General features: G+C 68.8%; 15 protein-coding genes. 13 read left to right on the forward strand and 2 right to left on the reverse strand.

Annotation, left to right across the window (positions count from 1 at the left end; genetic code table 11):
• Positions 1-13 precede the first annotated feature (13 nt).
• The 5 genes from OG735_RS21515 (at position 14) to OG735_RS21535 (ending at position 6,033) form a co-directional block, all read left to right on the forward strand.
• Positions 14-1,273: an ATP-grasp domain-containing protein gene (locus OG735_RS21515; RefSeq protein ID WP_327324803.1), complete on the forward strand. Its 1,260-nt coding sequence runs from the start codon at positions 14-16 to the stop codon at positions 1,271-1,273.
• Positions 1,270-2,571 (forward strand): ATP-grasp domain-containing protein, encoded by a 1,302-nt coding sequence (locus OG735_RS21520; RefSeq protein WP_327324804.1) that lies wholly within the window; start codon positions 1,270-1,272, stop codon positions 2,569-2,571. The genes OG735_RS21515 and OG735_RS21520 overlap by 4 nt, the downstream gene beginning before the upstream one ends.
• Positions 2,571-3,899 carry an MFS transporter gene (locus OG735_RS21525; protein WP_327324805.1) on the forward strand — a complete coding sequence of 443 codons (1,329 nt, stop codon included), beginning with the start codon at positions 2,571-2,573 and terminating at the stop codon, positions 3,897-3,899. Before OG735_RS21520 ends, OG735_RS21525 begins: the two co-directional genes overlap by 1 nt.
• Positions 3,900-3,965: 66 nt before the next feature.
• On the forward strand, positions 3,966-5,288 hold the full coding sequence (locus OG735_RS21530) for a hypothetical protein (protein ID WP_327324806.1): 1,323 nt from the start codon (positions 3,966-3,968) through the stop codon (positions 5,286-5,288).
• Between the two features lie 277 nt (positions 5,289-5,565).
• Positions 5,566-6,033, forward strand: coding sequence for a DUF6344 domain-containing protein (locus OG735_RS21535; protein WP_327324807.1), 468 nt, complete (start codon positions 5,566-5,568; stop codon positions 6,031-6,033).
• A gap of 55 nt (positions 6,034-6,088) precedes the next feature.
• Here OG735_RS21535 and OG735_RS21540 read toward each other — a convergent pair whose 3' ends face one another.
• Positions 6,089-6,769 (reverse strand): DUF5324 family protein, encoded by a 681-nt coding sequence (locus tag OG735_RS21540; RefSeq protein ID WP_327324808.1) that lies wholly within the window; start codon positions 6,767-6,769, stop codon positions 6,089-6,091.
• Between the two features lie 272 nt (positions 6,770-7,041).
• On the opposite strand from OG735_RS21540, the gene OG735_RS21545 reads away from it, so the two are divergent.
• Together OG735_RS21545 and OG735_RS21550 are read left to right on the forward strand one after the other, a co-directional pair.
• Positions 7,042-7,575, forward strand: a complete 534-nt coding sequence (locus OG735_RS21545; protein WP_327324809.1) for a peptidylprolyl isomerase — start codon at positions 7,042-7,044, stop codon at positions 7,573-7,575.
• A gap of 169 nt (positions 7,576-7,744) precedes the next feature.
• On the forward strand, positions 7,745-8,647 hold the full coding sequence (locus OG735_RS21550; protein ID WP_327324810.1) for a rhomboid family intramembrane serine protease: 903 nt from the start codon (positions 7,745-7,747) through the stop codon (positions 8,645-8,647).
• Between the two features lie 259 nt (positions 8,648-8,906).
• Here the strand turns inward: OG735_RS21550 and crgA are convergent, their stop codons facing one another.
• Positions 8,907-9,164 carry a cell division protein CrgA gene (crgA, locus tag OG735_RS21555; RefSeq protein WP_327324811.1) on the reverse strand — a complete coding sequence of 86 codons (258 nt, stop codon included), beginning with the start codon at positions 9,162-9,164 and terminating at the stop codon, positions 8,907-8,909.
• A gap of 211 nt (positions 9,165-9,375) precedes the next feature.
• On the opposite strand from crgA, the gene OG735_RS21560 reads away from it, so the two are divergent.
• Genes OG735_RS21560 through OG735_RS21585 form a run of 6 tightly spaced genes read left to right on the forward strand, consistent with a single transcriptional unit; the run spans position 9,376 to position 13,581 of the window.
• Positions 9,376-10,119 (forward strand): DUF881 domain-containing protein, encoded by a 744-nt coding sequence (locus OG735_RS21560; protein ID WP_327324812.1) that lies wholly within the window; start codon positions 9,376-9,378, stop codon positions 10,117-10,119.
• Between the two features lie 51 nt (positions 10,120-10,170).
• A complete protein-coding gene (locus OG735_RS21565; protein ID WP_327324813.1) occupies positions 10,171-10,857 on the forward strand; it encodes a class E sortase in 687 nt (228 codons plus the stop codon).
• 56 nt (positions 10,858-10,913) lie between these two features.
• Complete coding sequence (locus OG735_RS21570; RefSeq protein WP_327324814.1) at positions 10,914-11,087, forward strand: hypothetical protein; 174 nt, start codon at positions 10,914-10,916, stop codon at positions 11,085-11,087.
• Positions 11,084-11,722: an aminodeoxychorismate/anthranilate synthase component II gene (locus tag OG735_RS21575; RefSeq protein WP_327324815.1), complete on the forward strand. Its 639-nt coding sequence runs from the start codon at positions 11,084-11,086 to the stop codon at positions 11,720-11,722. The genes OG735_RS21570 and OG735_RS21575 overlap by 4 nt, the downstream gene beginning before the upstream one ends.
• Positions 11,719-12,873 carry a class E sortase gene (locus OG735_RS21580; RefSeq protein ID WP_327324816.1) on the forward strand — a complete coding sequence of 385 codons (1,155 nt, stop codon included), beginning with the start codon at positions 11,719-11,721 and terminating at the stop codon, positions 12,871-12,873. The genes OG735_RS21575 and OG735_RS21580 overlap by 4 nt, the downstream gene beginning before the upstream one ends.
• A gap of 33 nt (positions 12,874-12,906) precedes the next feature.
• The gene (locus tag OG735_RS21585) at positions 12,907-13,581 is read left to right on the forward strand and encodes a class E sortase (RefSeq protein ID WP_327324817.1); all 675 of its coding nucleotides are present in this window, start codon (positions 12,907-12,909) and stop codon (positions 13,579-13,581) included.
• Positions 13,582-13,632: the final 51 nt, after the last annotated feature.

Here is a 13,632-nt window from a genome sequence, read left to right on the forward strand (position 1 = left end):
GAAGACCACCGCCATGAGCATCCTCGTACTCCACAAGAAGAACCTCAGCCGCCGCCGCCATCTCGCCAGGGCCCAGCAGTATGCCCACGAGCACGGTGAGCGTCTGCTGCTGGTGATGAAGGACCCCGAGTGGGAGGCGGAGTACGTCGACCGGGTCGTCATCGCCGACACCAGCAGCATCGACGAGACGCTGGCGGCGGTGAAGGCCCTCGCGGCCGAGGAGAGCGAGGCGTTCTCCGCGGTGGTCACCTTCGCCGAGGCGCCCGTGCCCTCGGCCGCCCTGGTGGCGGCCGAGTTCGGGCTGGTCTCGGTGAGCGAGCAGACCGCGCGGCTGGCCCGCGACAAATGGGTCATGCGCGAGGCGTTCGCGGCCGGCGGCGTACCGCAGCCCCGCTACGGCATCGCGCACTCCCTCGACGAGGCCCGCGAGATCGCCCGCCACACCGGCTTCCCCCTGGTGATGAAGCCGGTGCTGGGCACCGGCAGCATGTTCGTACGCAGCGTCGACAACCAGGACGAGCTCGACGAGCACTTCGAGTTCTTCCTCAAGGGCGCCTGGGACGGCTTCACCTACGACCCGCTGCACAGCGCCGCGCACCAGGAGTACGAAGGCGGCCTGCTGCTGGAGGAGTTCGTACCCGGCGCCGAGATATGCGTCGAGTCGCTCGTCCACGACGGCACCACCCGCACCCTCGCCATCCACGACAAGCCGCTGCCCACCGGGCCCACCTTCGAAGAGGTGTACGCCTGCACCCCGACCCGGCTCCCGGAAGCGACAGTGCGGGCCGTCGAGGAGGCCACCGTGGCCGTACACCACGCGCTGGGCATCACCACCGGCGCCACCCATGTGGAGTTCCGGCTGCGCGGTGACGCCGAACCGGTGGTGCTGGAGGCCGCGGCCCGGATGGGCGGCGGCCCCATCTACCGATCCGTCCTGCTCTCCACCGGCGTCGACATGGTCGAGGCGGTGCTGGACCTCGCGCGGGGGCGGGCGCCGCGTATCGAGCCCAAGGAGCGGGCCACCCCGGTCGGCTTCTGGAACATCTTCCCCGACAGGGCGGGCACGTTCACCGGCGCCGTCGGCCTCGATGAGGTGAGTGCCGACCCGCGCGTCGACGAGGTGCAGATCTACAAGACGCCGGGCGACCAGCTGCTCGTACCGCCGCAGACCTTCCAGGGCCACGGCCACCTCATCTTCACCGTGGACACCGAGGACGAACTCGACCCGGCCTTCCGGGAGATGACCGCCACCCTTCGACTGGAGACCGAATGACCAGCCCCACCAGCACCAGGCGCCGAATCGCCGTCGTCGGCGGGCACTCCCACTCGGTGATGTCGGCGAAGGATCTCGACCTCGACGTGGTGCTGGTCCATATGCCCGGCATGTACGAGGAGATGCTGCAGGACCACTGCGAGCGCATCGTCCACGCCGACCTGTCCGACGCCGACGCGCTGCTGGACGTACTGCGCCCCCTGCACGAGGAGCGCCCCTTCGAGCGGGTGCTCACCACCAGCGAGGCCGGGGCCGTCCCCACCGCCGTCGTCGTCGAGGAACTCGGTCTGCCCGGCAACAGCGTGGCCGCCGTACGCGCCCTGTACGACAAGGTGCTCACCCGCGAGGCGCTCGCCCGGGCCGGCGTCAGCCCGGTCCGGTACCAGGTAGTCGAGAGCGCGGAGTCCCTCACCGCGTTCCTGGACACCATCGGCGGCCGGATCGTCGTCAAGCCCGTCGACGGCACCGCCAGCGCCGATGTACACATCCTGGACGACAAGGAGGCGGCGACGGCTGCCTGGGACGCGCTCAGCGCCGCCGGCTACCCCAGGGCGCTCGCCGAGGAGTTCCTGGACGGCCCGGTCATCAGCGTCGAGGCGTTCTCCTTCGGCGGCCGCCATCTGCCGGTCGCCCTGATGACCTCGGTGCTGGACGAATACCTGGTGGAAATGGAGCACTCCATCCCCGGGGCGTACGGCGCCGAGTGGACCGGCGAGCTGCACGCGCAGACCGTCGCCCTGCTCAACGAGGTCGGTCTCCAGGAAGGCCCCACCCACACCGAGTTCATCCTCACCCCGGACGGCCCGCGCATGCTGGAGTCCCACAGCCGCATGGGCGGCGGCGGCACCCCCTCCATCCTGCGGCGCGCCTACGGACTGGACTTCTCCCGGATGTTCCTGTCCGTCCCGCTCTCCATCGAGGAACTGCCCGAGCACGCGCCCCAGGCGGTGGGCGCCGGCCACATCCGCTTCTTCGCGCCCGAGCCCGGCGTGATCACCGGCTTCGACGGGATCGAGCGGCTGACGGAGTCCGGCATCGAGGTGCGGCAGGCGCCGGTCGGTACGAAGCTGCCCGGAGTGCCGGGGCTGGTGGAGCTCTCCGGCGCCGACACAGGGGTGCTGCTGCAGATGAACGTGGGCGACACCGTGCCCGCGATCCGGGCCGGCTGGGACCGGGCCATGGGATACGTCATCGCCACCGGCCAGGACACGCCGGACGCCGCGCGCCGCTGCGCCGAGGTCGACGAGATCCTCCGCTTCCACACCGCCCCGGCCGCGGACGGAGCGCGGGACGCCTGATGACCACACCGAGGAAGACCGGCAGCGACGACGCGGAGACAGCCGACAGCAAGGACACGGCTGCCGCCGACAGCGCGGACGCGGAAGCCCCCGACAGCACGGAGACCGTGCCGCTCCTGCGCGACCACGACTTCCGGATGCTGTTCGCGGCGGCCGTGGTCAGCAAGGTCGGCACGCACATCGGCTACATCGCCCTGCCCCTGGTGGCCATCGAGGCACTCGACGCGTCACCGGGCCAGGTCGGCCTGCTCGGCATGCTGTCCACCGTCGCCTTCCTCCTCATCGGGCTGCCGGCCGGGGCCTGGGTGGACCGGATGCGCTACCGCCGGGTCATGATCGTCACCGACCTGGTGCGTACCGCGCTGCTCGCCTCCGTGCCCGCCGCCGCCTGGCTGGACCTGCTCACCATCGAGCAGCTCTACGCGGTGGTGCTGCTGTCCGGCTGCGCCACCGTCTTCTTCGACGTCGGGGCCCAGAGCTATCTACCCCACCTCGTCGGCCGGGACCGGCTGGTCCGGGCGAACGCGCAGCTGGGCGCCTGGGACGCGGCACTCCAGGTGGGCGGCAGGGGCGGCGGCGGCTTCCTCGTGGGGGCGCTCACCGCCCCGGTCGCGGTGCTCGCCAACGCGTTCGGCTTCCTGTGGTCCGCGCTCTGCCTGACCCGGATCCGCAAGCGACGGGACAAGCCGTCCCACATACGGAAAAACCTCGCCTCAGAGATCGGGGAAGGCGTCCGGTTCGTCTTCGGCCATGTCGTACTGCGGCCCGTCGCACTGGCCGGGGCCTGCACCAATCTCTCCGTCTTCGCCATCACCACAATGATCCCGGTGCTGTTCCGCGACGAACTGGACCTCTCGGTGTGGACCGTCGGCCTCTTTCTCTCCGTCGGCGGCGTCGGCGTCTTCCTGGGCGCGCTCGCGGCCCGCCGGGTGGGAGAGCGCCTCGGCGCCGGCCGGGCGCCCTGGATCCTCGGTCTGTCCACCGCCCCCTTCGCGCTGGCCGTACCGCTGGTGGTGGACCGTGGCGCGTGGCTCTGGCTCACGGCCGGCTGCTGGCTGCTGGTCACCATCCGCATGGGCGTCGACAACGTGCTGATGGTCAGCTTCCGCCAGCGCGTCACCCCGGACGCGCTGCTGGGCCGGATGAACGCCACCATGCGCTTCCTGTTCACCGGGGCGCTGGCGATCGGCGCGGCGCTCGCCGCGCTCATTGGCGAGTACGTCTCCGTACGTGCGGCCCTGGGGACCGGGGCCGTGGGCCTGGCCGTCGCCTGGCTGCCGGTGTTCCTCTCCCCGCTGCGCACAATGCGCGAACTGCCCTCCGAATAGACCGCACCGCACCGCATCAGCACCGCACTCCACCCAGACCGCCCAAGCCCGAAGGGGGGACGTGTCATGTCCGAGCGCGTCACCGAGACCTACAACCAGCAGTGCCTGAACGGGAAGACCGGACTGCTCCACGCGATGGCCCGCGCCGAGTTCCCGCCGCTGTTCCACGAGTCCTGCGGCCACCGGCTGCTGCCCCGGCCGTTCTTCATCGACGAGCCGCAGATGCGCGGCTTCGCCGCCGACATACGGTCGGTCTTCGACCTTCTCACCCAGCTCCCGGACCGCCTCTTCGGCGGCGACCTCGACGCGTACTGCAAGGCCCTGGGAATACCGGAGCGGCAGGCCGCCCTGATGTGCCGCTTCTCGGGCGGCGAGCCCGTCCCGTACGGCCGCGCCGACATCTACCACGACGGCACCTCCTTCAAGCTGCTGGAGTTCAACGTCGGCAGCGAGCTCGGCGGAGCCGACCGGGCAGAGATCCAGCGGGCACTCCTCGACGTCCCGGACTTCCGGGACTTCGCCGAGGAACAGCGGCTGACCTACGTACACACCGGCGAGCGGATCGCCGCCGCCCTGCGCACCGCCGCAGCCCCGCTGACCGGCGGAGCGGACCCCGTGGTCGCGCTCGTCGAAGGGGACGGCGGCCTCGCCCCGTACCTGCATCTGGTCCGCTCCTTCCAGGAAATGATGCAGCGCCTGGGGATCGACCTGCGGGTCGGCGAGGTCAGCCAGATCCGTGAGCAGGACGGCCGACTGCTCCTCGACGGCACACCCGTCGATGTGGTGCTGCGCTACTTCTCCGCAGCCCAGACCGTCCGGACCCCCGGCGGCGAGGAGGCGATCGAGCCGATCCTGCGCGCCCACGAGGAGGGCCGGGTGGTGCTGTTCACCACCTTCCAGAGCTCTCTGTACGCCAACAAGGGCTGCCTCGCGCTGCTGTCAGACGAACGCGGCCGGGAGGCATTCACCGCCGCGGAGCAGGACCTGGTCGACCGGGTGCTGCCCTGGACCCGGGAGCTGACCCCCGCGCTGGTCGAGCACTGCCGCGAGCACCGGGAGCAGCTGATCGTCAAACCCCGTGCGGACTTCGCCGGCTCCGGCATTCACGTCGGCTGGGAGCTCACCGACCCCGAATGGCGTCAGGTACTCGACGAGACCGCGGGCCGCGGTTTCATCGCCCAGGAGCGAGTGGTGCCGCGGCGCGAGCCCGTGGTCTCCCCCGAGACCGGCCGCACCGAGGACTGGATGGCCGCCTGGGACGTGTTTCTGACTCCCGACGGATACGCGGGCTCACACATCCGCGCCCTGCCGTACGGAGAGGGAGCCGTGGTGGGGATGGGAGCGAACCCCGCCTGCCGGACCAGCGGCCCGTTCCTCGTGCCGGCGTGATCCCGTTCGTCCCCGGCCGCCCGCGCGTCCCGCGAGCCCTTGTGCACCGCCGGGCGCATACATCACCCATGCCGCCACGCAACTCCGGACGCGGCCGGCTCCGGTCACTGCCGGGCTCGGCTCAACCGCGCCTTGCCATTTCATAAGGCGTCATTGGACCGTCCGGGTGGTGTTCATCCGAAGAACTGCACAGCGGCGGCGTCGCTCCCCCACTTCTCGAGATGCGTACACATCATGAGAAAGGTATGTAGATCGCTCAACCCGAAAGCGAGGGGTCATGGCCGCCTTCAAGGTCAGGAATCTGTGGACCGCATTCATTGCCGCGTTCTTTGCGCTGCTTGCCTCGATGGGGCTGACCACCGCGGCCACCGCCGCGCAGCGGGCCGCCCTGCAGACGCCGGACCAGCCGGCCCTGCCGAGTCTGCCGAAGCAGGTGCCCGCACGAGCCCTCCGGGCGACATTGCCGGCGCCGAACACGCGATGGAGCCCCACGGCACGCGACAGGTCGCTGCCGCCCACGATCAAGCAGCGCATTCGCGCCGAAGCCCATGGCTCCTCGCCCGTCACACGGCATCTGCAAGCGATCGACGCCGACAGTGCCTACGGCTCACTGAGCTTCGCCCCCGCACCACGGTCCGCATCAGGGTCTGCATCCGCACCCGCCTCCAGGTCCGTCCCCGCCCCCGTCGCAGAACCGAGGTCCGTCCCCGCCCCCGTCGCGGAACCGGCGCTCGCCGCGGCATGAGGCGCCGGGAGCACGCACGTCTCCCGGCGCCACAGGCCACAAGGGCGGTACCCGGTCAGGGGCGATCGTCGCGATCCGAACCCTCCGCCTCATCCTGCTTCGCCTGCACCTCAGGGTCGAGATCATCCTGTCCACTGCCGTCGACGGACGCCAGCGGGGCACGGTCGGAGACCTCCGTGGCAGCGGGCGGTTCCACCAGCCAATCGGGATTGGCCTGCTTGTCCCACCACTTCCAGGCAGCGAAAACTCCGCCGACCACCGCGCCGATGATGGCGACACCCTTGGCGAGGCGTCCGGCCTTGGACCGCCGTTCGTGCTTCCTCACCAGTTTCTGAATCTCCTTCGGCGTCACCTGCCCGCGCAGTGCGGCCAGCGCGGCAGCCGAGCGGGCCGCAGCCTCTTCCCGTACGGGCTGAGCGACCGCCACCGCGTGCTCGACACGCGGAACGGTGTAGTCCGCCGCCTGACGAGCGGCCTTCCGGGCCTTGGTCGCGGCTCGGTGCGCGGCCTTGTCCACTTTCGGTGGCACATGCGGCGCGACACGTACGTAGTACTGAACACGGGCCTGATCAGCGGCCTTCGAGACTTTGGGCGCGAGCCGCGCGCCGGCCTCCTGCGCATAATGCGCGGCGTGCTCCTTGGCCGTCCCGGCGTAGGGCGCCACCACTTCCGCGGCGTGCTGCACGCTCTCCTTCGCCGTACCGGTCGCGGCGCGCACGCTGTCCATGCGGGTCACGGGATCCTCCTCATCGGTGGCGTTCTGGGGTCTGGGGTTTATCCCCAGTTCGGCACAGTTTCGCCTTTCCACCCGTTTGAAAATCATGCCTGTTGAGTGCCGCCCCGGCATGTGGGGCGGGCATCCGGGTCATGTCGGGAGCTTGTGGACGACAATGCCACGGTTCGCCTCACAACGCGCCGCTCCGGCGGCGACTCGGCGGCTTTTATCCGTAGGCGTCTCTCGCGTGCGAGGATCGTTGGACGTCAGAGAAGACTTACGGAAGGCAGATCGTGGCCGAGCAGCTCTACGCCACCTTGAAGACCAACCAAGGCGACATCGAGATCCGGCTTCTGCCGAACCACGCGCCCAAGACGGTCAAGAACTTTGTCGAACTCGCCCAGGGCGAGCGTGAGTGGACCCACCCGGCGACCGGCAAGAAGTCCACGGCCAAGCTGTACGACGGTACGGTCTTCCACCGTGTGATCAGCGGCTTCATGATCCAGGCCGGTGACCCGCTGGGCAACGGCACCGGCGGCCCGGGCTACGAGTTCCAGGACGAGTTCCACCCCGACCTCGCCTTCGACAAGCCGTACCTGCTCGCCATGGCCAACGCCGGCCCTGCCACCAACGGCTCGCAGTTCTTCATCACCGTGTCGCCCACCGCCTGGCTGACCCGCAAGCACACCATCTTCGGTGAGGTCAGCAACGACGCGGGCAAGAAAGTCGTGGACGCCATCGCCGGCGCCCAGACCAACCCGCGCACCGACCGCCCGCTCAACGACGTCGTGATCGAGTCGGTCGTCGTCGAGACCCGCCAGGGCTGATCACCGGGGCTTGGTCCCCGGGTGCGATCCCAGGCGGTGTCCCGGGCTCGGTTCTGCGCTGATCCTGTGTGTGAACCCGTGCCCGGCCCCCGGGGGGAACCAATTCGCCCCGTCCGTCCGTAAGGATGGACGGGGCGGTGTGTTGAGCTAGGGAGATTGAGGGGACCTCATGGACCAGGCGCCAGGCAGTCCACAGGAGCCGCAGGAGCCACAGGCCGAACACGGCCTGCCGAGCTGCTACCGCCATCCGGGCCGCGAGACCGGTATCCGCTGCACCCGCTGCGAGCGGCCGATCTGCACGGACTGCATGGTCAGCGCCTCGGTCGGATTCCAGTGTCCCGAATGCATCCGTACCGGATCCGGTACGGGACACGGCCCGACGGCCAACCAGCCGCGCACGCTCGCCGGCGGTGCGGTGGCGGCCCACCCCCACCTCGTCACCAAGATCCTGCTGGTCATCAATATCGCCGTGTTCATCGCCGCGGCGGCCAGCGACCGCGTGGTCAACGAGCTGGCTCTGATCGCACAGTGGCCGCCGGCGCCGTTCGTCCCGGTGGACGGTGTCGCCGAGGGCCAGTGGTACCGGCTCTTCACCTCGATGTTCCTGCACCAGCAGGTGTGGCACATCGCCTTCAACATGCTGGGCCTGTGGTGGCTCGGCGGCCCTCTGGAGCAGGCGCTGGGCCGGGTCCGCTATCTCGCGCTCTACCTGCTCTCCGGACTGGCCGGCAGCGCCTTCACCTATCTGATCGCGTCCCCGAACCAGGCCTCGCTGGGCGCCTCCGGCGCCATCTTCGGGCTTCTGGGCGCCACAGCCGTACTGATGCGCCGCCTCAACTACGACATGCGGCCGGTCATCGCGCTGCTCGCGCTGAACCTGCTCTTCACCTTCACCTGGTCGGGCATCGCCTGGGAGGCGCACGTCGGCGGCCTGATCGCGGGCATCGCCATCGCTTTCGGCCTGGTGCACGCCCCCCGTGAGCACCGGAACCTGGTGCAGTTCGGTAGCTGTGCCGCGGTCTTCCTGGCCATCGCCGTGACCGTACTGCTGAGGACCGCTTCGCTCACCTGAGCGAGACCTTTCCCCAAGGTTGTCCACAGCGTGTGTCGGATCTTGTGCATGCTGTGGGGAACAAGCGTGCCCCTTGTCGCTGAGCTGGGCTTTTCCCAGTACGGACAAGGGGCGGGTCGCTTCACCAACATGGCCGATGCAGTCACACCGGCGTCAATGCTGTGAGAGTTATCCACAGATCGTCTGACCTTTTCCCCCGCTTGTGGATAACGCTGGGGATAACCTCAGGGCAGGGCTTGACGGGCGGGCTGCGAAACAGCTACTTCCACTGGGTCGAGACGCCGAAGCCGGCGGCGATGAAACCGAAGCCGGCGACGATGTTCCAGTTGCCGAAGCTCTTGATCGGCAGATCGCCCTCGGTCACATAGAAGAGAACGATCCATGCGAGCCCGATGAGGAACATCGCGAGCATCACTGGTGCGACCCAGCTGCGACTCGTCAACTTGATGTTTGTCGCCTGCTTCGATGCCGGCGGCGGCGTGAAGTCGGCCTTCTTGCGGATACGTGACTTCGGCACGAGGGACTCTCCTGTCGATGCGCTGCGTGACCGCGCAGGGAACTGTGGCTGGCGCCGGGGCTGGAGCGAGGGGGACCACTGCCGCCCCCGGGCGTCCGTTAGCGTAGTGCTTCCGCGGGGCCTGAGGAGATAAGGGTACGTTGAGCAATTCTGCCGACTCCCCCAAGGGCCGGTTCACCGCTTCGACGGAGAGGGAGAGGGGCGAAGTCCGATGAGGGGTGGTGGCTGGGTGACGGGCGGGACGGTCCGGCTGTTGACGGCTGCCGTGTTCGCTCTTGCCGGACTGATCTTCGTCACGAGCTTCAACACCGCCAAGGGCACCAATATCCGTACGGACGCCTCGCTGCTGAAGCTCTCCGACCTGATCCAGCAGCGCAGCACCAAGAACGGTGCCCTCGACGAGTCCACGGCGGCGGTACGCGCCGACGTCGACGCCCTGGCCCGGCGCGACGACGGCTCCACCAAGGCCGAGGACGTGAAGCTGAACGCCCTGGAGCAGGCCGCGGGCACCAGGAAGCTCAGCGGTCCGGCCGTCACCGTCACCCTCAACGACGCCCCGCCGAACGCACAGGCCGCCCCCGGCTACCCCGAGCCGCAGGCCAATGACCTGGTCATCCACCAGCAGGACCTGCAGGCCGTCGTCAACGCCCTGTGGAAGGGCGGCGCCGAGGGTATCCAGGTCATGGACCAGCGGCTGATCTCCACCAGCGCCGTGCGGTGCGTGGGAAACACGTTGATCCTCCAGGGCCGCGTCTACTCCCCGCCGTACAAGATCACCGCTGTCGGTGACCAGAGCGCCCTCAAGAAGGCGCTCACCGCCTCCCCGGCGATCCAGAACTACCAGCTGTATGTGAAGGCGTACGGCCTCGGCTGGAAAGTCGGCGAGCATGAGGCGGTGACTCTCCCCGGCTACTCGGGCACAGTGGATCTCCACTACGCGAAGCCCGTTGGGTAGTGCTGGGTAGAGCGGGGCAGGGGCTGGGCCGGGCAGCGCTTGGGGGAGCCGGTGTCGATGCGTCTGATCGTCAGGACCGTCAGCGAACTCTGCATCACCGTCGGCACCTTGATCGTGCTCTTTGTGGTGTACGTGCTGTTCTGGACCGGTATCAAGGCCGGTAGCGCCACGGACGGCCAGATCGATCAGCTCCAGGACACGTGGTCGCAGGGCCCGGTCGCGGCCCCCGCGCCCGGTCGCACCGCGACTCCCGCCCCGAAGGCGTACGAGGACGGAAAACCCTTCGCGGTCATGTACATCCCGCGCTTCGGCAGGAGCTGGGACTGGCCGGTTCTGGAGGGCACCGAGGCGCGCACCCTCCACAAGGGCCTCGGCCACTACATCTCCACCGCCGCGCTCGGCGGCAGCGGCAACTTCTCGGTCGCCGGCCACCGCCGCACGTACGGCGATCCGTTCAAGGACTTCCCGAAGCTGGGTCCCGGGGACGCGGTCGTGCTGACGGACGGTACGACCTGGTTCACGTACCGCATCGACAGGAAGCCGTACCGGACCGTGCCGAGCGATGTCGGCGTCATCGACCCCGTCCCGGGCAAGTCCGGATTCGACGGCCCGGGCCGCTATCTGACGCTGACCACCTGCGATCCGGAATGGGGCAGCAGCCACCGGCTGATCGCCTGGGCGCATCTGGACGCCACCCAGCCTGTGACCGACGGCAAACCGGAAGCTTTGCACAGCTGACCCATGTGCCCCTGCCGCCCTTTAGTCTGGTGCGGTACCGAACGGAAAGGGACAGCATGTACGGCTGGATCTGGCGGCATCTGCCGGGCAACGCATGGGTGCGGGCTTTCATCTCGCTCGTGCTCGCTCTGGCGGTCGTCTACGTGCTGTTCCAGTACGTCTTCCCGTGGGCGGAGCCGCTGCTTCCGTTCAATGATGTGACGGTCGACGGAGCGGGGGCGCCCCGATGAGTGCACGCATCCTCGTCGTCGACAACTACGACAGCTTCGTCTTCAACCTCGTCCAGTACCTGTACCAGCTCGGCGCCGAGTGCGAGGTCCGCCGCAACGACGAGGTCGAACTCGCGCACGCGCAGGACGGTTTCGACGGCGTACTGCTGTCCCCCGGTCCCGGAGCGCCCGAGCAGGCCGGTGTGTGCATCGACATGGTGCGGCACTGCGCGGACACCGGCGTTCCGGTCTTCGGCGTCTGTCTGGGGATGCAGTCGATGGCGGTGGCCTACGGCGGTGTGGTGGACCGCGCGCCCGAGCTGCTGCACGGCAAGACCTCGCTGGTCACGCACGAGGGCAAGGGCGTTTTCGCCGGGCTGCCTTCGCCCTTCACCGCGACCCGCTACCACTCGCTGGCGGCCGAGCCGGCGGATCTGCCGGACGAGCTGGAGGTCACGGCGCGGACGGCGGACGGCATCATCATGGGGCTGCGCCACCGTGAACTGGCCGTCGAGGGCGTGCAGTTCCACCCCGAGTCGGTGCTCACGGAGCACGGCCATCTGATGCTCGCCAACTGGCTGGAGCAGTGCGGCGACACCGGGGCGGTCGGCCGTTCGGCGGGGCTCGCACCGGTGGTGGGCAAGGCCTTGGCGTGAGTGCCGTAGGCCCTGAGGATGAGTACGACCCGCTGACGGGCCCGCTGCCGCCCAGGGGGCACGGCTCGCCGTGGTTCCAGGCACCGAGCGTTCCGGAGGCGGAGGAGCCGCAGCCGCAGCCTCAGGAGTGGTCCGGGTACGGCCAGTACACCGTGGACGATCCTGAGGGCTATCAGCGGGACTGGTACGGACAGCCGGAGCCGGTTTCCGAGCAGCAACCGATGTCCGCGCCCGCGCCGATACCGGTGTCCGAGCCGATATCCGTGCCGGACGACGAGACCGTCGCGCTGCGTACGTCGGACACGCGTCGCGCCGCGGAGACCCCTGCAGGTCCGGGGCGGGCCGAGCGCCGTAAGGCGGCCAAGGGCGGGCGGGGCCGTAGGCGTGCTCAGCCCGCCGCCGCCGCCTCGGCCGGGGCCGACGCCGTGCCCGCCAAGCCTCTTTCGCGCGTCGAGGCCCGCCGTGCGGCGCGTGCGCTCAAGGACAGCCCCGCCGTCATCGCCAGCCGCGCCATCGGCGAGCTCTTCATCTCCTTCGGCGTGCTGATGCTGCTGTTTGTCACGTACCAGCTCTGGTGGACGAACATACGCGCGGGTCAGCAGGCCGGCCAGGAGACGAACAAGATCCAGGACGACTGGGCGAAGGGCCGCAAGCCCGGTGCGTTCGAGCCCGGGCAGGGCTTCGCCATCATGTATATCCCCAAGCTGGACGTGGTCGTCCCGATCGCAGAAGGCATCAGCAAGCACAACGTGCTCGACCGCGGGATGGTCGGCCACTACGGCGAGGGCAAGCTCAAGACCGCGATGCCCGGGGACAAGTCGGGCAACTTCGCGGTCGCGGGCCACCGCAACACCCATGGCGAACCGTTCCGTTACATCAATCGTCTCAACCCGGGGGACCTGGTCGTCGTTGAGACCCAGGCCGCGTACTACACGTACAAGACGGTGCGTACCCTCCCTCAGACCTCGCCGTCGAACGTGGGAGTGATCGGTCCGGTGCCGCCCGGCTCCGGATTCACCGAGCCGGGCCGGTACATCACGCTGACGACGTGTACGCCGGAATTTACGAGTACGTATCGAATGATCGTGTGGGGCAAGATGGTCGAGGAACGGCCGCGCAGCAAGGGCAAACCCGACGCGCTCGTCGGCTGAACGCTGTGGGACTTCAAGACGGGAACAGGTGCAGTGGCACGTGCGCGTAGCCGGATCGCCGGCGTCATCAGTGTCTTCGGCGAACTGCTGATCACCGCGGGCGTGGTGCTGGCGCTCTTCGTCGTCTACTCACTGTGGTGGACGAACGTTCTTGCCGACCGTGCGGCCTCCAAGCAGGGCGACCAGATGCGCGAAGGCTGGAACGGCGTTCCTGGCGCGCTCGACACCAAGGACGGCATCGGCTTCCTCCACGTACCTGCCATGAGCAACGGCGAGGTGCTGGTGAAGAAGGGCACCGACACCAAGAGCCTCAACGACGGCATCGCGGGCTACTACGCGGACCCGATCAAGTCGGCGCTCCCCTGGGACAGCAAGGGCAACTTCACGCTGGCCGCGCACCGGGACGGGCACGGAGCGAAGTTCCACAACATCCACAAGCTGAAGAACGGCGATCCGATCGTCTTCGAGACCCGGGACACCTGGTACGTCTACAAGGTCTACAACGAGCTCAAAGAGACCTCGAAGTACAACGTGGACGTGCTGCAGCCGGTCCCGAAGGAGTCGGGGAAGTCGAAGCCGGGCCGCTACATCACGCTGACGACGTGCACGCCCGTCTACACCTCTGACTACCGCTACGTCGTGTGGGGCGAGCTGGAGCGCATGGAGAAGGTCGACAAGGACCGTACGCCGCCGGCGGAGCTGCGCTGAGGGACCTCCTTGAAGGGGGCCAGTCGGTCTAGGATGACTGGGGCCCGAAGT

The sequence above is a fragment of the Streptomyces sp. NBC_01210 genome, from assembly GCF_036010325.1.
Taxonomy (GTDB): domain Bacteria; phylum Actinomycetota; class Actinomycetes; order Streptomycetales; family Streptomycetaceae; genus Streptomyces.

What these genes read in the sequence shown, in the direction of transcription:
- OG735_RS21550 (WP_327324810.1), top strand. Translation starts at nt 7,745, where the DNA reads ATGGACCAGGCGCCAGGCAGTCCACAGGAGCCGCAGGAGCCACAGGCC.
- OG735_RS21530 (WP_327324806.1), top strand. Translation starts at nt 3,966, where the DNA reads ATGTCCGAGCGCGTCACCGAGACCTACAACCAGCAGTGCCTGAACGGG.
- OG735_RS21525 (WP_327324805.1), top strand. Translation starts at nt 2,571, where the DNA reads ATGACCACACCGAGGAAGACCGGCAGCGACGACGCGGAGACAGCCGAC.
- OG735_RS21570 (WP_327324814.1), top strand. Translation starts at nt 10,914, where the DNA reads ATGTACGGCTGGATCTGGCGGCATCTGCCGGGCAACGCATGGGTGCGG.
- OG735_RS21515 (WP_327324803.1), top strand. Translation starts at nt 14, where the DNA reads ATGAGCATCCTCGTACTCCACAAGAAGAACCTCAGCCGCCGCCGCCAT.
- OG735_RS21560 (WP_327324812.1), top strand. Translation starts at nt 9,376, where the DNA reads ATGAGGGGTGGTGGCTGGGTGACGGGCGGGACGGTCCGGCTGTTGACG.
- OG735_RS21535 (WP_327324807.1), top strand. Translation starts at nt 5,566, where the DNA reads ATGGCCGCCTTCAAGGTCAGGAATCTGTGGACCGCATTCATTGCCGCG.
- OG735_RS21520 (WP_327324804.1), top strand. Translation starts at nt 1,270, where the DNA reads ATGACCAGCCCCACCAGCACCAGGCGCCGAATCGCCGTCGTCGGCGGG.
- OG735_RS21575 (WP_327324815.1), top strand. Translation starts at nt 11,084, where the DNA reads ATGAGTGCACGCATCCTCGTCGTCGACAACTACGACAGCTTCGTCTTC.